Source organism: Pseudomonas sp. stari2, from assembly GCF_040760005.1.
Classification (GTDB): domain Bacteria; phylum Pseudomonadota; class Gammaproteobacteria; order Pseudomonadales; family Pseudomonadaceae; genus Aquipseudomonas.
This window is the reverse complement of record NZ_CP099760.1, coordinates 5,860,001-5,882,128: the sequence shown is the minus strand read 5'-3', so window position 1 is coordinate 5,882,128 and position 22,128 is coordinate 5,860,001. Positions and strand designations below refer to the sequence as shown.

Here is a 22,128-nt window from a genome sequence, read left to right as displayed (position 1 = left end):
AATGCTGAGTCCTTATATGTCGCCCGTCGAGCGGGTGTGGTTCTACAGCTTGCGGATTCTCTGCGGCTTGATCCTGTTGTTCCTGATCCTGCCGGTGCTGGTGATCGTGCCGCTGTCGTTCAACTCGGGCAGCTTCCTGGTGTACCCGCTGCAAGGTTTCTCGCTGCACTGGTATCAGGACTTCTTCGCCTCGGCGGAATGGATGCGCTCGCTGAAGAACAGCATCATCGTCGCCCCGGCCGCCACCGTACTGGCGATGGTGTTCGGCACGCTGGCGGCCATCGGCCTGACCCGTGGCGACTTTCCCGGCAAGGCGCTGGTGATGGCGCTGGTGATTTCACCGATGGTGGTGCCGGTGGTGATCATCGGCGTGGCCAGCTACCTGTTCTTCGCGCCGCTGGGCCTGGGCAACAGTTTCTTCTCGCTGATCGTGGTGCACGCGGTGCTGGGTGTGCCGTTCGTGATCATCACCGTGTCAGCGACGTTGCAGGGGTTCAACCATAACCTGGTGCGGGCGGCGGCCAGTCTTGGCGCTTCGCCGTTGGTGACATTCCGTCGGGTGACCTTGCCGCTGATTGCGCCGGGGGTGATTTCCGGGGCGTTGTTTGCCTTTGCGACATCGTTCGATGAAGTGGTGGTGACGTTGTTCCTCGCAGGTCCCGAGCAAGCGACGTTGCCACGGCAGATGTTCAGCGGGATTCGCGAGAACCTGAGCCCGACGATTGCGGCGGCTGCAACTCTGCTGATTGCCTTCTCGGTGATTCTGCTGCTGACGCTGGAGTGGTTGCGTGGGCGGAGTGAGAAGCTGCGTACTGCTCAGGTCTGACGTCGACAAATGCGGGTTGTCTGCCATTCATGCGCTGAATGACAGACAACCCCAATTCCCCAGCTACGCTTGTGCTCAGCTCCCACATCTATAAGAGGCTGCGCACGATGAGTCTTTCCTCGTTCAAGATCGCTCACAAACTGATCACCGGCGCCGGGGCCATCGAGCAGCTGGCGGTCGAGCTCACGCGGCTGGATATCGATAACCCGCTGATCGTCACTGATGCCGCACTGGTCAAGTCCGGCACGGTGGAGCTGGCGCTGGCGCAGATCGGCGAGCGCGAGTACGAAATTTTCGACCGGGTGCTGCCGGATCCGGAAATCGCCATCGTCGAGGACTGCATGCGCGTCTATCGCGAGGGCGGGCATGACGGGCTGATCGGTCTGGGCGGCGGCAGTGCAATCGACATCGCCAAGAGTGTTGCCGCGTACGCCGGTTACCACGGTGCGCTGGAAGATCTGTTCGGCGTTGATCAGGTGCCGCGCAAGGGTCCGCCGCTGATCGCCATCCCGACCACGGCCGGCACCGGTTCCGAGGTGACCAACGTGGCGATTCTTTCGGACAAGGTCGCCCAGTTGAAGAAGGGGATCGTCAGCGATTATCTGTTGCCGGACGTGGCGCTGGTCAGTCCGCAGATGACCCTGACCTGCCCGCGCAGTGTCACCGCCGCCAGTGGCGTCGATGCGCTGGTGCATGCCATCGAGTCTTATCTGTCACTGAATGCCTCACCGATCACCGATTCGCTGGCCATCGGCGCAATCAAGTTGATCGCCCGGTCATTGCCCAAGGCCTACGCCAACCCCTCCAACCTGCAAGCTCGGGAGGACATGGCCACCGCCAGCCTGATGGCCGGCATGGCGTTCGGCAATGCCGGGGTCGGTGCGGTGCACGCGCTGGCGTATCCGCTGGGTGGGCGCTTCAATATTGCCCACGGCGTGAGCAACGCGTTGTTGCTGCCGTATGTGATGACCTGGAACAAGATGGCCTGCGTCGAACGGATGCAGGATATTGCCGAAGCCATGGGGGTGAAGACCGCTCATCTGAGTCTCAATGAAGCGGCCGACAGCGCCGTCGCAGCGATGACCGAACTGTGTTCGGCGGTGGAAATTCCGCAGGGTTTGCACAGTTTCGGCGTGCCCGAAGAGGCGATCCCGGCCATGGCCGTAGAGGCCGCGGGGATCGAGCGCCTGATGCGCAACAACCCGCGCAAGCTCAGCGCCGCCGACATCGAGAAGATCTACCGGGCAGCGTACTGAGAACCGGCCGGCCGCCGGTCATGGCACAACCCAATCATCGCGGTCACGGTGCGCGCGCGGAAACTTGAGGTATACAATGCGCGCCATCGTGATTTAGCTCAGAAAAGGTGCGTCATGCAGCCCTTCGTTATTGCTCCGTCGATTCTCTCCGCCGACTTCGCCCGCCTGGGCGAGGAAGTGGACAACGTTCTGGCCGCCGGTGCCGACTTCGTTCACTTCGATGTCATGGACAACCATTATGTGCCGAACCTGACCATCGGCCCGATGGTCTGCGCCGCGCTGCGCAAGTACGGCATCACCGCGCCGATCGACGCGCATCTGATGGTCAGCCCGGTGGATCGCATCGTCGGCGACTTCATCGAGGCCGGCGCCACCTACATCACCTTCCACCCGGAAGCCACGCTGCACGTCGATCGTTCGCTGCAACTGATCCGTGAGGGCGGCTGCAAATCCGGCCTGGTGTTCAATCCGGCGACCCCGCTGGACGTGCTCAAGTACGTGATCGACAAGGTCGACATGGTCTTGCTGATGAGCGTCAACCCGGGCTTCGGCGGGCAAAAGTTCATCCCCGGCACCCTCGACAAGTTGCGCGAAGCGCGCGCGATCATCGATGCCTCGGGCCGTGACATCCGCCTGGAAATCGACGGCGGCGTCAACGTCAACAACATCCGTGAAATCGCCGCTGCCGGCGCCGACACCTTCGTGGCCGGCTCGGCGATCTTCAATGCGCCGAACTATCAGGAAGTCATCGACAAGATGCGTTCCGAACTGGCGCTGGCTCGCCCATGAGCGGATTTGAGCAGCTGTTCCCGGGGCAACTGCCGCGGTTGGTGATGTTCGATCTGGATGGCACGCTGATCGACTCGGTACCCGACCTGGCGGCAGCTGTGGATAACATGCTGCTCTCCCTCGGGCGCAAGCCTGCCGGTATCGAGTCGGTGCGCGAGTGGGTCGGCAACGGCGCGCCGGTGCTGGTACGCCGCGCCTTGGCCGGCGGCATCGACCATTCCGCCGTGGATGACGTCGAAGCCGAGCATGCGCTGGAGGTGTTCATGGAAGCCTACGGCGCCAGCCATGAGCTGACCGTGGTCTATCCCGGCGTGCGCGACACCCTGAAATGGCTGCACAAGCAGGGCGTGGCCATGGCGCTGATCACCAACAAGCCGGAGCGCTTCGTCGCTCCGCTGCTGGATCAGATGAAGATCGGCCGCTACTTCAAGTGGATCATCGGCGGCGATACGTTGCCGCAGAAAAAGCCTGATCCGGCAGCGCTGTTCTTTGTCATGAAGATGTCCGGCATCCCGGCCTCGCAATCGCTGTTCGTCGGTGATTCGCGCAGCGACGTGCTGGCGGCGAAAGCGGCGGGGGTCAAATGTGTCGCGCTCAGCTATGGCTACAACCATGGCCGGCCGATTGCCGAGGAATCCCCGGCGCTGGTGATCGACGATCTGCGCAAGCTAATTCCCGGTTGCCTGGATACGGCCGCTGAGATAACGTTGCCCGACGCTTCTCAATCCCCTTCTGGAAACGCCATCGTGGTGGTCACCCGCAAACTCTGGATGAAAGTCATCAAGGCCCTGGCCCGCTGGCGTTGGCGCGCCTGACTTGTTCCTGGCCGGCCTGCCGGCGCGTTTGCACACCTGACTGATTTGCACCTCACACCACGAGGCAACCTATGATCCGCGAAGAATTCCTGCGTCTGGCCGCTGACGGCTACAACCGCATCCCGCTGGCCTGCGAAACCCTGGCCGACTTCGACACACCGCTGTCGATCTACCTGAAACTGGCCGACCAGCCCAACTCCTATCTGCTCGAATCGGTGCAGGGCGGCGAGAAATGGGGCCGTTACTCGATCATCGGCCTGCCATGCCGCACTGTACTGCGGGTTCACGACCATCGCGTCAGCATCACCGTCGATGGCGTCGAGACCGAAAGCCACGACGTCGAAGACCCGCTGGCCTTCGTCGAAACCTTCAAGGCCCGCTACAACGTGCCGACCATTGCCGGTCTGCCGCGCTTCAACGGAGGCCTGGTGGGTTACTTCGGTTATGACTGCGTGCGTTATGTAGAGAAGCGCCTCGGCAAATGCCCAAACCCGGATCCGCTGGGCGTGCCGGACATTCTGTTGATGGTCTCCGATGCGGTGGTGGTGTTCGACAACCTCGCCGGCAAGATGCACGCGATCGTGCTGGCCGATCCGGCGCAGGCCGATGCCTACGAGCAGGGCCACGCGCAGTTGCAGGAACTGCTGGAAAAACTGCGTCAGCCGATCACCCCGCGCCGTGGCCTGGACTTCAGCAAGCAGCAGGCCGCCGAGCCGGTGTTCCGCTCCAGTTTCACCCAGGACGACTACGAAAAAGCCGTCGACACCATCAAGGAATACATCCTCGCCGGTGACTGCATGCAGGTGGTGCCGTCCCAGCGTATGTCGATCGACTTCAAGGCTGCACCGATCGATCTGTACCGCGCGCTGCGTTGCTTCAACCCGACGCCGTACATGTACTTCTTCAACTTCGGCGATTTCCACGTCGTCGGCAGTTCGCCGGAAGTGCTGGTGCGGGTCGAAGACAATCTGATCACCGTACGCCCGATTGCCGGCACCCGCCCTCGCGGGGCCACCGAAGAGGCGGACGTGGCGCTGGAAGAAGACCTGCTGTCGGACGACAAGGAGATCGCCGAGCACCTGATGCTGATCGACCTCGGTCGCAACGATACCGGTCGCGTTTCGGAAATCGGTTCGGTGAAACTCACCGAGAAAATGGTCATCGAGCGTTATTCCAACGTGATGCACATCGTGTCCAACGTCACCGGCCAGCTGAAATCCGGCCTGACCGCCATGGACGCGCTGCGGGCGATTCTGCCGGCGGGCACCTTGTCCGGGGCGCCGAAGATCCGCGCGATGGAAATCATCGACGAACTGGAGCCGGTCAAGCGTGGGGTGTATGGCGGCGCGGTTGGGTACTTCGCCTGGAACGGCAACATGGATACCGCCATTGCGATCCGCACCGCAGTGATCAAGAACGGCGAGCTGCACGTGCAGGCCGGTGGCGGCATCGTTGCCGACTCGGTGCCGGCGCTGGAGTGGGAAGAAACCATCAACAAGCGTCGGGCGATGTTCCGGGCTGTTGCGCTGGCGGAGCAAACCCCGGACTGAGCGACGGGGGATTCAGCCACAAAAAAACGCGGCGCCTGTGAGGGCGCCGCGTTTTTTATTGCCGACTGATCAGAAGTCGAGACTGACGCCGATATTGACCCCTTGCTGGGTAAAGTCGTCATCCTTGCGAAGGTTGTAGCTGGCGCGAAGGGCGACTTCCTTGGTGAGGTTGTGGCTGACGCCCAGGTTCAGGCGGTTCAGGTTGGTCTGCGGTGTGTAGCCTTCCAGGGTGTAGCGATTGTTCGGCAGGCTGTTGAGGTTCATCGTCAGATCCTGGGCGTCGTCGTTGTATTCGCGCTCGTGGGCGAATTCGCCGAAGACCTGGGTCTGTGCGGTGATCTGGTATTTGCCCTGGATGCCGAGGCCGAGACGGCGGGAGTTGCGCGACTGATCATCGAAGGTCAGCGCAGTGGCGTCTGCGCCTTTCTCCGAGTAACCATCCACTTCCACCTTGCCAAAGTCTGCGCTGACGAAGGGCGACAGGTGCCATGGGCTGCTCGCCTCTGGCGCGATGTCGTAGCCGACGCGGCCGCCGATGGCCAGTACGTAGCCGTCGGTATCGCCTTTCTCGCCACGTTCGTTGACTCCGAGCTGGAACTTGCGCTTCAGGCTGTCGTAGTCCAGATGTCCGGCGGTAACGGCCAGGTCACCCCACCAGCGGTTTTGCTGGTACTGGGCGAATGCGGTGCCCATGTAGGAGTTGAGTTTGTACTCGGAGTCGTTGTCGCCGGCTTCGATTTTCTGGTGATAGAAACCCGCCGCCACACCGACACGCCAGGCGTCGTCGAGGCGGTAGCTGCCACCGATGTTCAGGTTGTAACCGTTGCCGTCGGCGCTTGCCCCTGCATGCTGGTCGTCGAAGTCCTGATGCTGGCCGCCAGCGGAGACAATCGCTCGCCATTGCCCGACGCCTTGCCAGTTTTCCCAGTCGGCCAGCCATTGATTGCGCAGTTCATCCTGATGTGCGCGCAACGTGCCCTGGGCCATTTCCGGCAGCAGGGTCAGTTCCCACGGGGCGGCCAGCAACGAGTAGGCGTAGTCGGCAATCAAGCGTTGCCCGGCTTCGGTCGGGTGTACCGAGTCGTTGTAGATCAGCTTGGTCGGGTCCGGCGTGGCGCTGTTGATCCCGTACCGGGCGTTCTCGGTGCAGCCGTCGCCGCTGAAGCAGGTGGCGACCAGGTTCTGATCAGTGGCCAGGCCAAACTGCGCGGGATTGGCAAACGCCTCCTTCAGCAGGACCGGAATGTTCAGCGGAATGACGTTGGCATTGACCGTCTGCAGTTGGCTCACCAGTTCGGTGTTGAACTGGGCACTGAGTTGCGAGGTGAAGCTTTGCAGCGGCGAGCCGTTGATGGCTGGGGTCAGGCCGATGTCGGGCAGCAGCCAGACCATGATGTAGCGAGCGCCCGCGCCTTGCAGGGTGCGTACGCTGTCGACAAGTCGATCGGCGGCGGCGTTGGCCTGAGGCAGACTTGTGACGCGCCCCTGCAGGAAGTCGTTGCCACCCCCGGTCAGGTAATACAGCGCATTCGGGTCGGCGCGCAAACCGTTCGACGGCAGGTAGCCGGCGCGGGTGCGTTCACCGCTGGCGGATGTAGTGGTGATCGAGTCGAGAATCTGGTCAGTTCGGTAGCCGCCCACTGCCCAGTTATTGCCGTCCGGCAAACCCTGGCCGGCGCGTACCGCCGAATCAGCGGACGCCGTCTGATTCGGCGTGAAGCCCAGTCGACCGCCGATCAATTGGGTGGCGTTCAGGGAGTAGAACTCACCGCTGCCGTCCTGGTAGTTCGGGCCTGTACGGTTGGTGAATCGCTTGACCGAGCCCGTCGGACCGTCAGGGTCGGAGAACGTCCCTGCGTCGCTGAGGCTGTCCCCGAAGACAACGAAGTTCGAATAAGGATTGGGCGCGGCACTCGCCTGGGCGCAGGCGATTGCGAGCAGGCATCCGGCGAGCGGTACAAACAATGTCTGTTTGATCATGAGCAAGTCCGTTTATTTATTGTTGTATGGAACGAAACGACAGTACCAAAAACCTCCGGCGTTTTGCCATCGGTCGTCAACCCTCCCATAGTTTTCCCCCCCGTCAGGCCCGGCCATATTGCACGCTCTGCCCAGCTAAGTTACTGTGCGGGAACGTATGAACGAGACCTTCCCCGTGTTGATCACCAGCAAACTCCTGGATCAAGTCATCAAGGCACACGCCCGCTGGCGTTGGCGCGCCTGAATCTTTTCTGCCGGCCCCGCCGGATCTGTATCGCTTTGCCTTCCTTGCCCGTTTGAAATGCCGCTTTGCCGTCGCCACCTGTGCGTCCGACATTGTGCAGCGTCCTGGCAAGTCATCCGAAGGCTGTTTCCAAGTCAGAATTCAAGAGGTTCGAAACGCCATGTTGCTGATGATCGACAACTACGACTCCTTTACTTACAACGTTGTGCAATACCTCGGCGAGCTGGGTGCCGAGGTCAAGGTCGTGCGCAACGACGAGCTGACCATTGCCGAAATCGAGGCGCTCAACCCGGAACGAATCGTGGTGTCCCCCGGTCCGTGCACGCCGACCGAAGCCGGTATCTCCATCGAAGCCATCAAGCACTTCGCCGGCAAACTGCCGATCCTCGGTGTCTGCCTCGGCCACCAGTCCATCGGCCAGGCCTTTGGCGGTGATGTGGTACGTGCCCGGCAAGTGATGCACGGTAAGACTAGCCCGGTATTCCACGAGGACAAGGGCGTATTTGCCGGTCTGAATCGCCCGCTGACGGTCACCCGCTATCATTCCCTGATCGTCAAGCACGAGACCCTGCCCGATTGCCTGGAGCTGACCGCGTGGACTCAGCACGATGACGGCTCGGTCGACGAAATCATGGGCCTGCGTCACAAGACCCTGAACATCGAGGGCGTACAGTTCCACCCGGAATCGATCCTCACCGAACAGGGCCATGAACTGTTCGCCAACTTCCTCAAACAAACCGGCGGCACGCGCTAAGGACTCTCCATGAATATCAAGACAGCCCTGAGCCGTATCGTCGATCACCTCGACCTCAGCACCGATGAAATGCGCGACGTGATGCGCGAAATCATGACCGGTCAATGCACGGACGCGCAGATCGGCGCGTTCATGATGGCCATGCGCATGAAGAGCGAAAGCATCGACGAAATCGTCGGCGCGGTGTCGGTGATGCGCGAGTTGGCCGATCAGGTCGAACTCAAGACTCTCGACGGCGTGGTCGATGTGGTCGGTACCGGCGGTGACGGTGCAAACATTTTCAACGTTTCCACCGCTTCATCCTTTGTCGTAGCTGCTGCCGGTTGCACCGTGGCCAAGCATGGCAACCGCGCGGTGTCGGGCAAGAGCGGCAGCGCCGACCTGCTTGAAGCCGCCGGGATCTACCTCAACCTGACCCCGGTTCAGGTGGCGCGTTGTATCGACAACGTCGGCATCGGTTTCATGTTTGCCCAGACTCATCACAAAGCCATGAAGTACGCTGCCGGCCCGCGCCGTGACCTTGGCCTGCGTACCCTGTTCAACATGCTCGGCCCGCTTACGAATCCGGCCGGCGTCAAACATCAGGTAGTCGGTGTATTCACACAGGCGTTGTGCCGGCCGTTGGCCGAAGTCTTGCAGCGTCTGGGCAGCAAACATGTGCTGGTGGTGCACTCGAAGGACGGTCTGGACGAGTTCAGCCTTGCTGCACCGACCTTTGTGGCCGAGCTGAAGAACAACGAGATCACCGAATATTGGGTCGAGCCGGAGGATCTGGGCATGAAGAGCCAGAGCCTGCACGGTCTGTCGGTCGAAGGCCCGGAAGCCTCGCTGGCACTGATCCGCGACGCGCTGGGCAAGCGCAAGACCGAGAACGGCCAGAAGGCTGCGGAAATGATCGTGCTCAATGCCGGTGCGGCGCTGTACGCGGCCGATCTGGCAACAAGTCTGAAAGAAGGCGTGGCGCTTGCCCACGACGCTCTGCACACCGGCCTCGCTCGGGAAAAGCTCGAGGAGTTGGGTGCCTTTACCGCGGTATTCAAAGTGGAGAATGAGGGATGAGTGTACCGACGGTTCTGGAAAACATTCTGGCCCGCAAGGTTCAGGAAGTCGCCGAGCGTAGCGCCCGTGTGAGCCTGAGCGAGCTGGAAAGTCTGGCCAAGGCGGCCGATGCACCCCGAGGTTTTGCCCGTGCCTTGCTGGCGCAGGCCAAGAAGAAACAACCGGCAGTGATCGCCGAAATCAAGAAGGCGTCGCCGAGCAAGGGCGTGATCCGCGAGAACTTCGTTCCCGCCGACATCGCCAAAAGCTACGAGAAGGGCGGGGCGACCTGCCTGTCGGTATTGACCGATATCGACTACTTCCAGGGCGCCGATGCCTACCTGCAACAGGCCCGCGCGGCCTGCTCGCTGCCGGTGATCCGCAAGGACTTCATGATCGATCCGTACCAGATCGTCGAAGCCCGTGCCTTGGGCGCCGATTGCGTGTTGTTGATCGTCTCCGCGCTGGATGACGTGAAAATGGCCGAACTGGCTTCGGTGGCCAAAGGCGTCGGTCTCGATGTGCTGGTGGAAGTGCACGACGGCGATGAGCTGGAGCGCGCATTGAAGACTCTTGACACGCCGCTGGTCGGGGTCAACAACCGTAACCTGCACACCTTCGACGTGAGCCTGGAAGCCACCCTCGACCTGCTGCCGCGCATTCCGCGTGATCGTCTGGTGATCACCGAAAGCGGAATCCTCAACCGTGCCGATGTCGAACTGATGGAAATCAGCGATGTTTACTCGTTCCTGGTCGGTGAAGCGTTCATGCGTGCCGAAAGCCCGGGCATTGAGCTGCAACGCCTGTTCTTCCCTGAGCGCGGCGTTCCGGTGAGCGGTTCGACCCTCGACTGATCGAGTCTTCGCAGGCACCCGCCCCCTGTGGGAGCGGGCTTGCCCGCGAAGGCAGCATAAGATTCACCTCAGGCTTAACGTCCTATGGAAACCTTATGATCCCCACTTCCCTGACCATCGAAGTCGGCCTGCAAGCCGAACAGGATCTGCTGGCCTCGGTCTGCGCCGGTGATGCTGAATTTGGCTTGCTGTTCTGGCAGCCCAGCGACCGCGCTTTGGTCATGCCTCGCCGTTTGAACCGCTTGCCCGGATTCGATCACGCCTGCGAAGTCTCCGCTGCTGCCGGCTGGCCGGTGTTGCTGCGTGAAACCGGTGGTGAACCAGTTCCGCAATCGGCATCGACCATCAACATTGCACTGGTCTACGCGCCGCCTCGCAGCGAAGGTGATCTGAACCGCATCGAAACCGGTTACCGGCGTCTGTGTGATCCGATCTGTCAGTTGCTGGATGAGTTGGGCGGCACCTCGTCGCTGGGTGAAATCGACGGCGCATTCTGCGACGGTCGTTTCAACGTCAACCTAGACGGACGCAAGATGGTGGGCACCGCTCAACGCTGGCGCCAGAGTCAGGGCGGTCAGCGCCCGGTGGGTTTGGTGCATGGTGCGATGCTGCTGGAGGACGAACGCGAATCGATGGTCGCGGCGGTCAATCGCTTCAACGAGGCGTGTGGCCTGGAGCAACGGGTACGTGCCGCCAGCCACATCGCGCTGCATGAGAAATTCCCGGCGCCCCATGCCTTGGCGCGTCTCGATGAGCTCTTTCGTTTGATGCTGGCGCAGATCTACGCCGGCTGAGTTTTCTAACTCAGCGAGTGCCGAAGACCACCATGGTCTTGCCTTTCACATCCACCAGGTTGCGTTCTTCAAGATCCTTGAGCACGCGACCGACCATCTCCCGCGAACAACCGACAATCCGCCCGATTTCCTGGCGGGTGACCTTGATCTGCATGCCGTCCGGGTGGGTCATCGCGTCGGGTTGCTTGCACAGCTCCAGCAGGCAGCGAGCAACACGGCCAGTGACGTCGAAGAACGCCAGATCGCCGACCTTGCGCGTGGTGTTGCGCAGGCGTTGTGCGATTTGTCCGCTGAGCACGTAAAGAATGTCTGGATCCTGCTGCGACAACTCACGGAATTTGGCGTAGCTGATTTCCGCGACTTCGCACTCGACCTTGGCCCGCACCCAGGCACTGCGCTCCTGTTCCTGGCCGGCCTGTTCGAACAGGCCCAGCTCGCCGAAGAAATCCCCGGCATTCAGGTACGCGATGATCATCTCGCGGCCGTCGTCGTCCTCGATCAGGATCGTGACCGAGCCGCGGATAATGAAGTACAGCGTGTCCGAGCGATCCCCGGCGCAGATGATGTTGCTCTTGGCCGCATGGCGCCGGCGCTGGCAATGCATCAGCAGCTTGTCGAGGTTCTTGATTTTAGGTGTGGGGGTAATACCAACCATGGTTGTATCCCGAAAAGACTGCACGGTTATATTTGGTTTTTATATGAGGCACTGAGGCGGTTGCTACCAAAACTGGCTGGGCGCCAGTGAATTGGCGCCAGCTTACCAGACACTTCGTCGAAAATTCGAGAAATTACCTACGCGGTAAAGGCATCGGTCCTAGGATCACCGCTCGCAGTCAAACCGGGCCCCTGTGCTAAGCTGGCGACCCTTTTTTCTACAGTGGAGTCTTGGCGATGAAGGCACGCATCCAATGGGCTGGCGAAGCCATGTTCCTCGGCGAATCCGGCAGCGGTCATGTCGTGGTCATGGACGGTCCGCCGGACGCCGGTGGTCGCAATCTGGGTGTTCGCCCGATGGAAATGCTCCTGCTGGGCGTTGGCGGTTGCAGCAACTTCGACGTGGTCAGCATCCTGAAGAAGTCCCGTCAGGCCGTTGAAAGCTGCGAGGCTTTCCTGGAAGCCGAACGCGCGACCGAAGATCCGAAGGTGTTCACCAAGATTCACATGCACTTCGTGGTCAAGGGCCGTGGCCTGAAAGAGGCCCAGGTCAAACGCGCCATCGAGCTGTCGGCGGAGAAGTATTGCTCGGCCTCGATCATGCTCGGCGCGGCCGGCGTAGCGATCACCCACGACTACGAAATCATCGAACTCGGCTAAGCCGACATTCAACTATCATAAAAGCAGTGCAGACTCTGGCGATCCCCCGCTGACGTCTGCATAATGCGCCACTTTTTTCAGGGCAGTGACCGGTCAACCGACGGGTCATCCGCCTGAACAGATAACCAAAATCGCCATCGCGAAGAGGTGTTAACCGTCCTACGCAGGTGCGTTGTTCGCACTTGACGGGCATGCTTGATCACGCGGCCGGGCCGCATACATAGAGAGTTTTTAACGGTGAAAAGCAAACTCAAGCTCCACGGGTTCAATAACCTGACAAAGACCTTGAGCTTCAACATCTATGACATCTGCTACGCGGAAACCCCGCAAGACCAGCAGGCTTACGTCGAGTACATCAATCAAGAGTACAACGCGGAACGCCTGACGCAGATCCTCACGGAAGTTGTCGAAATCATTGGTGCCAACATTCTGAACATTGCCAGTCAGAACTATGAGCCTCAGGGTGCCAGCGTCACGATTCTGATCTCGGAAGAACCGGTCACCCCGACCGAAAGCCAGATCGAAGAGTCCCCGGGTCCGCTGCCGGAAATCATCCTGGCCCACCTCGACAAGAGTCATATCACGGTGCATACCTACCCGGAAATCCATCCGGACGCCGGTATTGCGACGTTCCGTGTGGACATCGATGTGTCGACCTGTGGTGTCATTTCACCGCTCAAAGCGCTCAACTTCCTTATTCACCAGTTCGATTCGGACATCGTGACCGTGGATTACCGTGTGCGCGGCTTCACCCGTGACGTTGAAGGCAACAAGCACTTCATCGACCACGAGATCAATTCAATCCAGAACTACCTTTCCGAAGATACTCGCGACGCGTACCAGATGACCGACGTGAACGTGTATCAGGAAAACCTGTTCCACACCAAAATGCTGCTGAAGAACTTCGAACTGGATAACTACCTGTTCGGCGATGCCACCAGCAATCTGTCGTCCGAGCAACGTGCTCAGGTGACCGAGCGTGTGAAACACGAAATGCTGGAAATCTTCTACGCACGCAATATGCCGAGCTAAGAAATCCAGGCACAAAAAAGGCGACTGCTTTGCGGCAGTCGCCTTTTTTATGGGCGTTTTTCAGATCCGGTAGGTGCTTTTGGTCATTACTTTTGCCAACAGGCTCATGCCGAATTTCACCGGTGCCGGGAAGCGGAAACCGCCAGCCTCCAGCGCACTTTCTGCGTGATGTTCTTCATCGATACGCATCTGTTCCAGAATCGCCCGGGATTTTTCATCCTCGGCCGGCAGTTGTTCCAGATGCTCGTTCAAGTGTTTGCAGACTTGATGCTCGGTCGCCGCGACAAAGCCGAGGCTGACCTTGTCGCTGATCAGTCCGGCAACTGCGCCGATCCCGAACGACATGCCATAGAACAGCGGATTGAGCACGCTGGTGTGGCTGCCCAACTGATGAATGCGCTGTTCGCACCAGACCAGATGATCGATCTCTTCTTCGGCCGCATGCTCCATGGCTTCGCGTACCTGCGGCAGCTTGGCGGTCAGTGCCTGGCCTTGATATAGCGCCTGGGCACAGACTTCGCCGGTATGGTTGATGCGCATCAGGCCGGCGACGTGGCGGGTGTCTTCGTCGCTCATCTGCACGTCGGGCTGCACGATGGCTGGCGACGGGCGGTACGGTTGGCCGCTGAAGGGCAGCAGGGTTCGCATCGCGGCATCGGCTTGCAGCAGAAGACGGTCAATTGGCGAATAGTGACGTTGGGTAGTCATGCTGACCTCCGGGAAGAATCTCGGCGGCCAGTTTAACCGAATCGGCCGGGGAAGGTTTGCGCTGGGTCATGTGGGAGCAGGGCGCTCCCACAGATTTCGAGTTCGATCAGCCCGGCGGCCAGTTCATCTGACGCTGACCGAGTACGTGCATATGAATGTGGTAGACCGTCTGCCCACCCTTTTCATTGCAGTTCATCACCACCCGGAAGCCTTCTTCGCAACCCAGCTCCAGCGCCAGACGCTGAGCGGTGAACAGGATATGCCCGGCCAGTGCTTTGTCGTCTTCGGTCAGGTCGTTGAGGGTGCGCACCGGTTTCTTCGGGATCACCAGAAAATGCACTGGTGCCTGTGGGGCGATGTCGTGGAACGCCAGAACCTGGTCGTCCTCGTAGATGATCTTCGCCGGGATTTCCCGGTTGATGATCTTGGTGAACAGAGTATCCACAGCTGTTTTCTCCGTTGTGTGAGCTGGGCTGAGTGTACCCACGAGGGATCACCGCGCCCAGCCATTTGCCTGCCGGCCCTTCAGCGCGGGCAGTAGGCTTTGTTGACCATGCCGACGATGGTGCGGTTGAGCCAGCGCGAACCCAGCCGTGGCAGAAAGGCTAACCAGCGGTTCCGGCGCCCGGGAATGATGATCGCGCGGTTTTTCTCCAGGGCGCGCACGGTATAAAGCGCGACCTCTTCGGGGCTCATCAGCAGTTTGCTGGCGTTGAGTTTGTCGTTGTTCAGTTGCGCTGTGCGAAAGAACGCCGTGCGCGTCGGGCCTGGGCAGAGCACCGAGACTTTCACTGCGCATTTTTTCAGTTCCACCCGCAGTGCTTCGGAGAAGTGCAGGACGTAGGCCTTGCTGGCGTAGTAAGTGCTCATCCACGGGCCGGGATTGAACGCCGCCACCGACGCTACGTTGAGAATCTGCCCGCCACCCTGCAGGGCCATGCTGTTGCCGATCGCGTGGCACAGGCGGGTGAGGGCGAGGATGTTCACCTCGATAAGGTCCTGCTCGGTCATCCAGTCTTGGGCCAGGAACGGACCGCAGGTGCCGATGCCAGCACAGTTCACCAGCAGATCAATCTGCCGGTCGCCTTCTTCAAGCTCCAGCAAAAAACCGGACAGGCGCAACGGCTCGCCCAGGTCGCAGGCCCGGAACAGCACCTCCACACCAAAACGCTGGGTCAGTTCAATCGCAATGCTTTCCAGCTGATCACGCTGTCGGGCCACCAGAATCAGGCTGCGGCCACGGCGGGCCAGGGCTTCGGCCATGGCCAGGCCGATGCCGCTGGAAGCGCCAGTGATCAGAGCGTAACGGGTCATGCAATTCTCCATCGCAACAGCTCCGCGCCGTGGACGCAGGTGTCACGGCGGGGAGCGCTGTTCATTCTTTCGCAGAGTCTACAGGGGCCGGCGCGGCTTCGGCTGCATCGTCCACCGAATTCGGCTCGGGCTCGACCTCGACATCGACTTCATCGGCGGTCACCGAACCACTCTCATAGCTGCTTTCGAGGCTGGTTTCGTACTCCTGCTGGATCGCAGAGATCCCGCCCAGCATTCCACCGACGAAGAACAATCCAATAATGACAATCCACAGGGAGCACAGCACTTTGACGGCGGTGCTGTTCGGTGGCGGTGGCGGGCCATAGCGATTGGCGCCGGTATTGCCCGGCATGACCATGATCACCAGGGGGAAGAAGCTGCCCACGAACGGTACCAGTGTCAGCAGCCAGAGCCAGCCTGACCAGCCGATATCGTGCAGACGCTGCACGCTGAACAGGATGCCGACGATCGCGAAGGCCAGGAACAGGAAGAAGGCGAAGATACCGCCGATGATCAGGCCGGAGGTCGAGTCGGCGCTCACCAGGCCCAGACCGATCAGTGCAAACACACCGATGATTGGCAGGGTCACCAGACTCAGTACCATCGACCATGCCAGGTAACGCAGGCGTCCGATCCGGCCTTCGACACTCAGTGGCTTCAGGGTGGAGAACTCCGGCAATTGCTCACCGACACTGGCCCGAGGCGGTGCATAAGGAGAATCAGGCTCTGCCACGGCGGCGGACTGTTCCTGAACATCGGACAGATTCAGTTCAATGGCTGTTTCCGGCTCGATCCGGGCGTCGATCCCTGTCTTGCTTAGCGCTTGCAGATAGGTCTGGGCGTCGCTGTGTGAGAGGTCGCGCTTGAGGGCAACGGCGCGTCCATTGAACAGGCGCTCGATGCCGGCCACGTCACTCTTGAACAGGTCGGCCAGATTGAGTTTGGCCGTGGTGATATCGACGCCAGGCTGAAGGGCTCCGTCGAAAACGATCTTGTAACGCGGTTCGCTCATGACCGAGGCATCCTTGTCGCGAAAGAAATTGAATTGAAACGTGTTGCAGTCGCTCAGTGTAAGGCCAGTCACGCAACGACTGGCCGGAATTTTCTCAGCGTGGCCAGCGTTTCGGAAGTTGAGCTGCGTGCTCCAGGGCCTGGCGATACTCGGCATCGAGGCGCGCCACCAGTTGATCCACGCTCGGCAGGTCCTCGATTTCCCCGACACCCTGGCCTGCCGACCACACGGTTTTCCAGGCTTTGGCTTCATCATTGATCGGCTTGAGTTTGTCGCCGAAGTTGACTTCACCCTTGCCTTGTAGCGAAGCCATGTCGAAGCCGGCAGCTTCCAGGCTTTGACGCATGAAACTGGCCGGTACTCCAGACACGGCAGGAGTATGAATGATGTCCGCGGCCTTGGCTGTCAGGAGCATCTCCTTGTAGGCGTCGGTCGCATGACTTTCGGTCGTACCGATGAATCGTGTTCCGAAGTAGGCCAAATCCGCGCCAAGCAGCTGTGCGGCGAGAATCTCATGGCCATGGTTCAAACATCCTGCAAGCAGCAGCGTCTTGTCGAAGAACTGACGAATCTCGGCAATCAGCGAGAACGGGCTCCAGGTGCCGGCATGTCCGCCGGCACCGGCAGCAACGGCGATCAATCCGTCGACGCCGGCTTCGGCGGCTTTTTCCGCATGGCGGCGAGTCGTCACGTCGTGGAAAACCAGGCCGCCGTAGCTGTGCACCGCGTCCACCAATTCCTTCACTGCGCCAAGACTGGTGATGATGATAGGCACCTTGTGCTCGACGCAGATGTTCAAATCCGCCTCCAGACGTGGATTGCTCTTGTGAACAATCAGGTTCACGGCATACGGCGCCGGGTTATCCAATGTCACCAATCCCGCTTCGATCTGTTCCAGCCAGGCCTTGAACCCGCTGCTCTCGCGTTGGTTGAGTGCCGGAAAGCTACCCACCACGCCATTGCGACAGCACGCGAGCACCAGTTCTGGATTGGAAATCAGGAACATCGGCGCGGCTACGACAGGCAAGCGCAGACGTTGTTCGAGCAGAGCGGGCAGCGACATCGGAAGCACCCCGGAAAGTTGAACCAGTTGAAGTTAGAACGGCTTGACCACGACCAGAATTACGATAGCCAGCAATATCAGAACCGGCACTTCATTGAACCAGCGATAAAAGACATGGCTGCGGGTGTTCTCGCCACGGGCAAAACGTTTTACCTGCGCGCCGCACATGTGGTGATAGCCGATCAACAACACGACCAGGGTCAGCTTGGCGTGGATCCAGCCGCCGCTGCTGAAGATGCTCGGGTTCAGGTAGATCAGCCAGCCGCCGAAGATCAGCGCGGCAATCATCGCCGGGCCCATGATGCCGCGATACAGCTTGCGCTCCATGGTGCTGAAGCGTTCCTTGCTGATCGTGTCTTCACTTTGCGCGTGATAAACGAACAGTCGTGGCAGGTAGAAGAGGCCGGCAAACCAGCACACGATGCTGACGATATGCAGCGCTTTGATCCATAGATAGAGCATTTTTGGTTATTCCCCAATTCACGGTAGGCCGGATAGTAGAGGCTTGAGCGTCCGCACGTCACCTTGACGGTTGTCGCAGGGGCGCGCGGCCCCTATTATCGACGGCTTTCCAGTGGGTTCGTTGAGGGCAGGTTTATGGTCAAGGTCGGTATCGTCGGCGGCACGGGTTACACCGGTGTCGAACTGCTGCGTCTGTTGGCACAGCATCCGCAGGCAGAAGTGGTGGTGATCACTTCCCGATCCGAGGCTGGTCTGGCCGTGGCTGATATGTACCCGAACCTGCGCGGTCACTATGACGGTCTGGCGTTCAGCGTGCCGGACATCAAGACCCTGGGCGCTTGCGACGTGGTGTTCTTCGCCACTCCGCACGGCGTTGCCCACGCACTGGCCGGTGAATTACTGGCAGCGGGTACCAAGGTAATCGACCTGTCGGCGGATTTCCGTCTGCAGGACGCCGAAGAATGGGCCAAATGGTACGGCCAGCCGCACGGTGCGCCGGAGCTGTTGGACGAAGCGGTTTACGGCTTGCCGGAAGTCAACCGTGAGCAAATCAAGAAAGCACGCCTGATCGCGGTGCCGGGTTGCTATCCGACTGCAACGCAGCTGGGTTTCCTGCCATTGCTTGAGGCAGGTCTGGCCGATACTTCGCTGTTGATCGCCGACTGCAAGTCGGGCGTCAGCGGTGCCGGTCGTGGTGCTGCCGTAGGCTCGCTGTACTCCGAGACGTCGGAAAGCATGAAGGCTTATGCGGTGAAAGGTCACCGTCATCTGCCGGAAATTCGTCAGGGTCTGCGTCGTGCAGCAGGCAAGGATGTCGGTCTGACCTTCGTGCCACACCTGACGCCGATGATTCGTGGCATTCATTCCACGCTCTATGCGACCGTGGTGGATCGCTCGGTGGATCTGCAGGCGCTGTTCGAAAAGCGTTATGCCAATGAACCGTTCGTCGACGTGATGCCAGCCGGCAGCCATCCGGAAACCCGCAGCGTGCGCGGCGCGAACGTTTGCCGTATCGCGGTTCATCGTCCACAGGATGGTGATCTGGTGGTGGTGCTGTCGGTGATCGACAATCTGGTCAAGGGCGCGTCGGGTCAAGCGGTGCAGAACATGAACATTCTGTTCGGTCTGGATGAGCGTTTTGGTCTGTCCCACGCGGGCATGCTGCCGTAAGACTGATCTTGCTTGATGAAAAGGCCCGTCTGACGGGCCTTTTTGCATTCTGGGTCGCTGATGGCTTTATTGATATACCGTAACAATAGTTGACCGATTTTCTAGGACAAGCGGATAATGCGCGTCATCACGCATTATGGCGGCGTAACGCCGGGAGATAGTCAGCATGAGCGTCGAATCCTTCACCCCCACGGCTTTGCAATTCACTCAGGGTGCCGCGCACAAGGTGAAGAGCCTGGTCGATGAAGAGGGGAATGATCGCTTGAAGCTGCGCGTATTCGTTACGGGCGGCGGTTGTTCAGGGTTTCAGTACGGCTTCACCTTCGATGAAGATGTGGCCGAGGACGACACCATCGTCGAGCGCGAAGGCGTGAGTCTGGTGGTTGATCCGATGAGCTTCCAGTACCTGGCGGGTGCCGAGGTGGACTATCAGGAAGGTCTGGAAGGTTCGCGTTTTGTGATCAAGAACCCGAATGCCACCACCACTTGTGGTTGCGGTTCTTCGTTCTCGATCTGATCTCGCCTCACCGTACACAACAAAACGCCGCAGAACCTCACGGTTCTGCGGCGTTTTGTTATCTGCGTTTTATCTCAATTGGGGTAGATGGCGCCAAGTATGCGCAGGCCTTTTGCACCGGTGACGCTGGGGCGATTGGCGGTGATGCCTTCAAGGCAGCAATGGGCCAGCCAGGCAAAGGCCATGGCTTCGACCCAGTCTGGATCGACACCGTGGGTCGCGGTGTTGGCGACTTTCGTGTTGGGCAGAAGGTCGGCCAGGCGTTTCATCAGGGTCGCGTTGTGGGCGCCACCGCCGCAGACCAGGAGTTCTTCAGTATTCGATTGAGCGGTTTGCAGCGACTCGACGATGGTCAGTGCTGTCAGTTCGAGCAGAGTTGCCTGTACGTTTTCGGGAGCGAAATCCGGCAGGTGTGACAGATGCTGTTCTAGCCAGGGCAGGTTGAATACTTCCCGGCCGGTGCTCTTCGGACCTTTGGTCGAGAAGAAGGAATCGCTCAACAATGCCTTGAGTAGGGTTGGTTCAACTTTACCGCTGGCTGCCCATTGACCGTTGCGATCATAGTTTTCGCCACGCTGGCGATGAATCCACGCGTCCATCAGAACATTCCCGGGGCCGCAGTCGAAACCGGCTACAGGCTTGTTCGGCTCGATCAGACTGAGATTGCTGAACCCGCCGACATTCAGGACCGCGCGGTTGCCGGTACGCTCTTCGAACAAAGCTTCATGGAAGGCCGGGACCAGAGGGGCGCCTTGGCCGCCGGCAGCCACATCGCGGCTGCGGAAATCGCTAACAACGGTAATCCCGGTCAGCTCGGTCAGCAGCGCAGGGTTGCCGACCTGTACGGTGAACCCGCGTGCCGGCTCATGGCGAATGGTCTGGCCGTGGCTGCCGATCGCGCGAATGGCTTCGGGTTTGAGCTGTTGCTGTTCGAGCAGGGCGTGAATACCTGTTGCTGCAAGCTTCACCCAGTTCTGCTGGGCAATGGCCGAGCGGGCGATCTCATCGGGGCCGCTGGCGCACAAGCCAAGTAGCTCGGCGCGCAGGGAATCAGGCATGGGAATGTAGTGCGTGGCGATCAGGTTGATCGCCGAGGTCTGCTCGATCAGGGCGATGTCCAGACCATCGAGGCTGGTTCCGGACATCACGCCGATATAAAGAGCCATGGCTTAACGCTTGCTCGAAGCCAGCATGGTGGCCTTCTCTTGGTCCATGCGCGCCATCAACGGCTGGCTCTGCGCCAGGAAGCGTGCGCGCTCGGATTTGGCGATCGGATCGGCCATTGGCAGTTTCTGGCCCAATGGATCGACGTGAACGCCGTTGACCTGGAACTCGTAGTGCAGGTGCGGTCCGGTGGACAGGCCGGTGGTGCCGATGTAACCGATCACCTGGCCTTGCTTGACGGTACCGCCGGTTTTCACGCCTTTGGCGAAGCCTTGCATATGGCCGTACAGCGTGCGGTAGGTATTGCCGTGCTGAATAATCACGGTGTTGCCGTAACCACCACGGCGACCGGCCAGCAGTACTTTGCCATCACCGGCAGCCTTGATAGGCGTACCGCGTGGAGCTGCGTAGTCGACACCTTTGTGGGCGCGAATCTTATTGAGGATCGGGTGTTTACGGCCCATGGAAAACTTGGAACTGATGCGGGCGAAGTCCACCGGCGTGCGGATGAACGCCTTGCGCATGCTGTTGCCGTCGGCAGTGTAGTAGCTGCTGTTACCCTGCTTGTTGGTGTAGCGCACGGCCGTGTAGGTCTTGCCGCGGTTGGTGAAGCGGGCGGACAGGATCGGACCATTGCCGACGGCTTTGCCATTGACCACTTTCTGCTCGTAGATCACGTCGAACTCGTCACCCTGGCGGATATCCTGGGCGAAATCGACGTCGTAGCCAAATACGCTGGCCATATCCATGGTCAGGCTGTGGGACAGGCCGGCGCGGGCGGCGGACTGGGACAGGGAACTATTGATCACGCCGTGGACATAGGCGGTACGAACGGTTGGCTTGGCGGTAACGCGGTTGAAGACATAGCCCTTGTCGTTCTTGGTCAGGGTAATGGTTTCAACGTCGCTGACCTTGCTGTGAAGATTGGTCAGTTGACCTTGTGGATTGAGTTCGAATTCGAGTTTCTGGCCGTGTTTGAGCTGGCTGAACTGTTTGGCCTGTTTGTCGCTGGCCAGAACTTCGTGCACGGCAGCGGCGGGGAGGCCTACCTTCTCGAACAATGTCGAAAGGGTGTCACCCTTGGAGACGATCACTTCCCTGTGGCCTGGAGCCTTCTTTTCAGGCGCGACCGGTGCAGGCGCTGGCGCGGCCTCGGCGGTTTCAGGTTTGTCTTCTGCGCTGTTTTCGATCTGAGCGAAGGGCGAGGCTACTGGCTCATTTGTGGCTTGAACCGCGTCAGCAGCGTCTTGGTCTTGTGTCAGTTGTTCAGCAGGACTTTCCAGTTCGAGGCTCAGGGTCGTCTTTTTGGCTTCAACATCACTGGAGGGAAATACCAGGAGCGCCAGGCTGAGAAGGGCGGCGATCCCACTTGCGGCAAGCAGGTGGGTCTTCGGGTAAAGCGGTGGCGCTTTAGACGGTTCAGTGGTCATAAGTAGTTTTGACTTTGAAAAGATGAATTGGAAAAGATGAAT

General features: G+C 59.9%; 23 protein-coding genes. 13 read left to right on the top strand and 10 right to left on the bottom strand.

Annotation, left to right across the window (positions count from 1 at the left end; all coding sequences use genetic code 11):
- Position 1: 1 nt before the first annotated feature.
- The 5 genes from NH234_RS27060 to trpE all read left to right on the top strand — a co-directional run bounded on the left by NH234_RS27060 (position 2) and on the right by trpE (position 5,236).
- Entirely contained in the window at positions 2-826 is an 825-nt protein-coding gene (locus tag NH234_RS27060) for an ABC transporter permease (RefSeq protein ID WP_085709230.1), read from the top strand.
- 107 nt (positions 827-933) lie between these two features.
- The gene (locus tag NH234_RS27055) at positions 934-2,082 is read left to right on the top strand and encodes an iron-containing alcohol dehydrogenase (protein WP_085731717.1); all 1,149 of its coding nucleotides are present in this window, start codon (positions 934-936) and stop codon (positions 2,080-2,082) included.
- Between the two features lie 114 nt (positions 2,083-2,196).
- Positions 2,197-2,871 carry a ribulose-phosphate 3-epimerase gene (gene rpe / locus NH234_RS27050; RefSeq protein WP_003228808.1) on the top strand — a complete coding sequence of 225 codons (675 nt, stop codon included), beginning with the start codon at positions 2,197-2,199 and terminating at the stop codon, positions 2,869-2,871.
- Positions 2,868-3,686 (top strand): phosphoglycolate phosphatase, encoded by an 819-nt coding sequence (locus NH234_RS27045; protein WP_085688443.1) that lies wholly within the window; start codon positions 2,868-2,870, stop codon positions 3,684-3,686. Before rpe ends, NH234_RS27045 begins: the two co-directional genes overlap by 4 nt.
- A gap of 71 nt (positions 3,687-3,757) precedes the next feature.
- A complete protein-coding gene (gene trpE, locus NH234_RS27040; protein WP_367254891.1) occupies positions 3,758-5,236 on the top strand; it encodes an anthranilate synthase component I in 1,479 nt (492 codons plus the stop codon).
- A 69-nt stretch (positions 5,237-5,305) separates the two neighbouring features.
- Here trpE and estP read toward each other — a convergent pair whose 3' ends face one another.
- Positions 5,306-7,216, bottom strand: coding sequence for an esterase EstP (estP, locus tag NH234_RS27035; RefSeq protein WP_367254889.1), 1,911 nt, complete (start codon positions 7,214-7,216; stop codon positions 5,306-5,308).
- A 404-nt stretch (positions 7,217-7,620) separates the two neighbouring features.
- Here estP and NH234_RS27030 point away from each other — a divergent pair, with 404 nt between their 5' ends.
- From NH234_RS27030 to NH234_RS27015, 4 genes are all read left to right on the top strand, one after another.
- Positions 7,621-8,214, top strand: coding sequence for an aminodeoxychorismate/anthranilate synthase component II (locus tag NH234_RS27030; protein WP_007956309.1), 594 nt, complete (start codon positions 7,621-7,623; stop codon positions 8,212-8,214).
- Between the two features lie 9 nt (positions 8,215-8,223).
- Positions 8,224-9,273, top strand: a complete 1,050-nt coding sequence (trpD, locus tag NH234_RS27025; protein ID WP_096817925.1) for an anthranilate phosphoribosyltransferase — start codon at positions 8,224-8,226, stop codon at positions 9,271-9,273.
- On the top strand, positions 9,270-10,106 hold the full coding sequence (gene trpC, locus NH234_RS27020; RefSeq protein ID WP_085731720.1) for an indole-3-glycerol phosphate synthase TrpC: 837 nt from the start codon (positions 9,270-9,272) through the stop codon (positions 10,104-10,106). Before trpD ends, trpC begins: the two co-directional genes overlap by 4 nt.
- Before the next feature lie 95 nt (positions 10,107-10,201).
- Positions 10,202-10,900 (top strand): lipoate--protein ligase family protein, encoded by a 699-nt coding sequence (locus NH234_RS27015; RefSeq protein WP_085731721.1) that lies wholly within the window; start codon positions 10,202-10,204, stop codon positions 10,898-10,900.
- Between the two features lie 10 nt (positions 10,901-10,910).
- Here NH234_RS27015 and crp read toward each other — a convergent pair whose 3' ends face one another.
- On the bottom strand, positions 10,911-11,555 hold the full coding sequence (gene crp / locus NH234_RS27010; protein ID WP_085709238.1) for a cAMP-activated global transcriptional regulator CRP: 645 nt from the start codon (positions 11,553-11,555) through the stop codon (positions 10,911-10,913).
- Between the two features lie 236 nt (positions 11,556-11,791).
- On the opposite strand from crp, the gene NH234_RS27005 reads away from it, so the two are divergent.
- The gene (locus NH234_RS27005; RefSeq protein ID WP_007941657.1) at positions 11,792-12,214 is read left to right on the top strand and encodes an OsmC family protein; all 423 of its coding nucleotides are present in this window, start codon (positions 11,792-11,794) and stop codon (positions 12,212-12,214) included.
- A gap of 237 nt (positions 12,215-12,451) precedes the next feature.
- Positions 12,452-13,246, top strand: coding sequence for an adenosylmethionine decarboxylase (speD, locus tag NH234_RS27000; RefSeq protein ID WP_007956315.1), 795 nt, complete (start codon positions 12,452-12,454; stop codon positions 13,244-13,246).
- 60 nt (positions 13,247-13,306) lie between these two features.
- Here speD and coq7 read toward each other — a convergent pair whose 3' ends face one another.
- From coq7 to hemJ, 6 genes are all read right to left on the bottom strand, one after another.
- The gene (gene coq7, locus NH234_RS26995) at positions 13,307-13,954 is read right to left on the bottom strand and encodes a 2-polyprenyl-3-methyl-6-methoxy-1,4-benzoquinone monooxygenase (RefSeq protein WP_007956317.1); all 648 of its coding nucleotides are present in this window, start codon (positions 13,952-13,954) and stop codon (positions 13,307-13,309) included.
- Between the two features lie 106 nt (positions 13,955-14,060).
- Positions 14,061-14,399, bottom strand: coding sequence for a histidine triad nucleotide-binding protein (locus tag NH234_RS26990; protein ID WP_003228789.1), 339 nt, complete (start codon positions 14,397-14,399; stop codon positions 14,061-14,063).
- Positions 14,400-14,479: 80 nt separating this feature from the next.
- Positions 14,480-15,268 (bottom strand): SDR family NAD(P)-dependent oxidoreductase, encoded by a 789-nt coding sequence (locus NH234_RS26985; RefSeq protein WP_367254888.1) that lies wholly within the window; start codon positions 15,266-15,268, stop codon positions 14,480-14,482.
- Between the two features lie 61 nt (positions 15,269-15,329).
- Complete coding sequence (locus NH234_RS26980; RefSeq protein ID WP_367254887.1) at positions 15,330-16,280, bottom strand: DUF805 domain-containing protein; 951 nt, start codon at positions 16,278-16,280, stop codon at positions 15,330-15,332.
- Positions 16,281-16,374: 94 nt separating this feature from the next.
- Positions 16,375-17,343 carry a nitronate monooxygenase family protein gene (locus NH234_RS26975; RefSeq protein WP_085731724.1) on the bottom strand — a complete coding sequence of 323 codons (969 nt, stop codon included), beginning with the start codon at positions 17,341-17,343 and terminating at the stop codon, positions 16,375-16,377.
- Positions 17,344-17,376: 33 nt separating this feature from the next.
- A complete protein-coding gene (hemJ, locus tag NH234_RS26970; protein ID WP_085731725.1) occupies positions 17,377-17,805 on the bottom strand; it encodes a protoporphyrinogen oxidase HemJ in 429 nt (142 codons plus the stop codon).
- A 135-nt stretch (positions 17,806-17,940) separates the two neighbouring features.
- Between hemJ and argC the strand changes: the two genes are divergently transcribed.
- Together argC and erpA are read left to right on the top strand one after the other, a co-directional pair.
- Positions 17,941-18,975 (top strand): N-acetyl-gamma-glutamyl-phosphate reductase, encoded by a 1,035-nt coding sequence (gene argC, locus NH234_RS26965; protein ID WP_085731726.1) that lies wholly within the window; start codon positions 17,941-17,943, stop codon positions 18,973-18,975.
- Between the two features lie 166 nt (positions 18,976-19,141).
- Positions 19,142-19,492: an iron-sulfur cluster insertion protein ErpA gene (gene erpA / locus NH234_RS26960; protein ID WP_003228776.1), complete on the top strand. Its 351-nt coding sequence runs from the start codon at positions 19,142-19,144 to the stop codon at positions 19,490-19,492.
- Positions 19,493-19,566: 74 nt separating this feature from the next.
- Here erpA and NH234_RS26955 read toward each other — a convergent pair whose 3' ends face one another.
- A complete protein-coding gene (locus NH234_RS26955; RefSeq protein WP_367254885.1) occupies positions 19,567-20,658 on the bottom strand; it encodes an anhydro-N-acetylmuramic acid kinase in 1,092 nt (363 codons plus the stop codon).
- A gap of 3 nt (positions 20,659-20,661) precedes the next feature.
- Positions 20,662-22,086 (bottom strand): peptidoglycan DD-metalloendopeptidase family protein, encoded by a 1,425-nt coding sequence (locus tag NH234_RS26950; RefSeq protein ID WP_085731728.1) that lies wholly within the window; start codon positions 22,084-22,086, stop codon positions 20,662-20,664.
- Positions 22,087-22,128 lie beyond the last annotated feature (42 nt).

Bases quoted from the DNA above. Each gene is read 5' to 3' on its own strand.
- NH234_RS27060 (WP_085709230.1), top strand. From the start codon at position 2: ATGCTGAGTCCTTATATGTCGCCCGTCGAGCGGGTGTGGTTCTACAGC.
- NH234_RS27055 (WP_085731717.1), top strand. From the start codon at position 934: ATGAGTCTTTCCTCGTTCAAGATCGCTCACAAACTGATCACCGGCGCC.
- rpe (WP_003228808.1), top strand. From the start codon at position 2,197: ATGCAGCCCTTCGTTATTGCTCCGTCGATTCTCTCCGCCGACTTCGCC.
- NH234_RS27045 (WP_085688443.1), top strand. From the start codon at position 2,868: ATGAGCGGATTTGAGCAGCTGTTCCCGGGGCAACTGCCGCGGTTGGTG.
- trpE (WP_367254891.1), top strand. From the start codon at position 3,758: ATGATCCGCGAAGAATTCCTGCGTCTGGCCGCTGACGGCTACAACCGC.
- estP (WP_367254889.1), bottom strand. From the start codon at position 7,216: ATGATCAAACAGACATTGTTTGTACCGCTCGCCGGATGCCTGCTCGCA.
- NH234_RS27030 (WP_007956309.1), top strand. From the start codon at position 7,621: ATGTTGCTGATGATCGACAACTACGACTCCTTTACTTACAACGTTGTG.
- trpD (WP_096817925.1), top strand. From the start codon at position 8,224: ATGAATATCAAGACAGCCCTGAGCCGTATCGTCGATCACCTCGACCTC.
- trpC (WP_085731720.1), top strand. From the start codon at position 9,270: ATGAGTGTACCGACGGTTCTGGAAAACATTCTGGCCCGCAAGGTTCAG.
- NH234_RS27015 (WP_085731721.1), top strand. From the start codon at position 10,202: ATGATCCCCACTTCCCTGACCATCGAAGTCGGCCTGCAAGCCGAACAG.
- crp (WP_085709238.1), bottom strand. From the start codon at position 11,555: ATGGTTGGTATTACCCCCACACCTAAAATCAAGAACCTCGACAAGCTG.
- NH234_RS27005 (WP_007941657.1), top strand. From the start codon at position 11,792: ATGAAGGCACGCATCCAATGGGCTGGCGAAGCCATGTTCCTCGGCGAA.
- coq7 (WP_007956317.1), bottom strand. From the start codon at position 13,954: ATGACTACCCAACGTCACTATTCGCCAATTGACCGTCTTCTGCTGCAA.
- NH234_RS26985 (WP_367254888.1), bottom strand. From the start codon at position 15,268: ATGACCCGTTACGCTCTGATCACTGGCGCTTCCAGCGGCATCGGCCTG.
- NH234_RS26980 (WP_367254887.1), bottom strand. From the start codon at position 16,280: ATGAGCGAACCGCGTTACAAGATCGTTTTCGACGGAGCCCTTCAGCCT.
- NH234_RS26975 (WP_085731724.1), bottom strand. From the start codon at position 17,343: ATGTCGCTGCCCGCTCTGCTCGAACAACGTCTGCGCTTGCCTGTCGTA.
- hemJ (WP_085731725.1), bottom strand. From the start codon at position 17,805: ATGCTCTATCTATGGATCAAAGCGCTGCATATCGTCAGCATCGTGTGC.
- argC (WP_085731726.1), top strand. From the start codon at position 17,941: ATGGTCAAGGTCGGTATCGTCGGCGGCACGGGTTACACCGGTGTCGAA.
- erpA (WP_003228776.1), top strand. From the start codon at position 19,142: ATGAGCGTCGAATCCTTCACCCCCACGGCTTTGCAATTCACTCAGGGT.
- NH234_RS26955 (WP_367254885.1), bottom strand. From the start codon at position 20,658: ATGGCTCTTTATATCGGCGTGATGTCCGGAACCAGCCTCGATGGTCTG.
- NH234_RS26950 (WP_085731728.1), bottom strand. From the start codon at position 22,086: ATGACCACTGAACCGTCTAAAGCGCCACCGCTTTACCCGAAGACCCAC.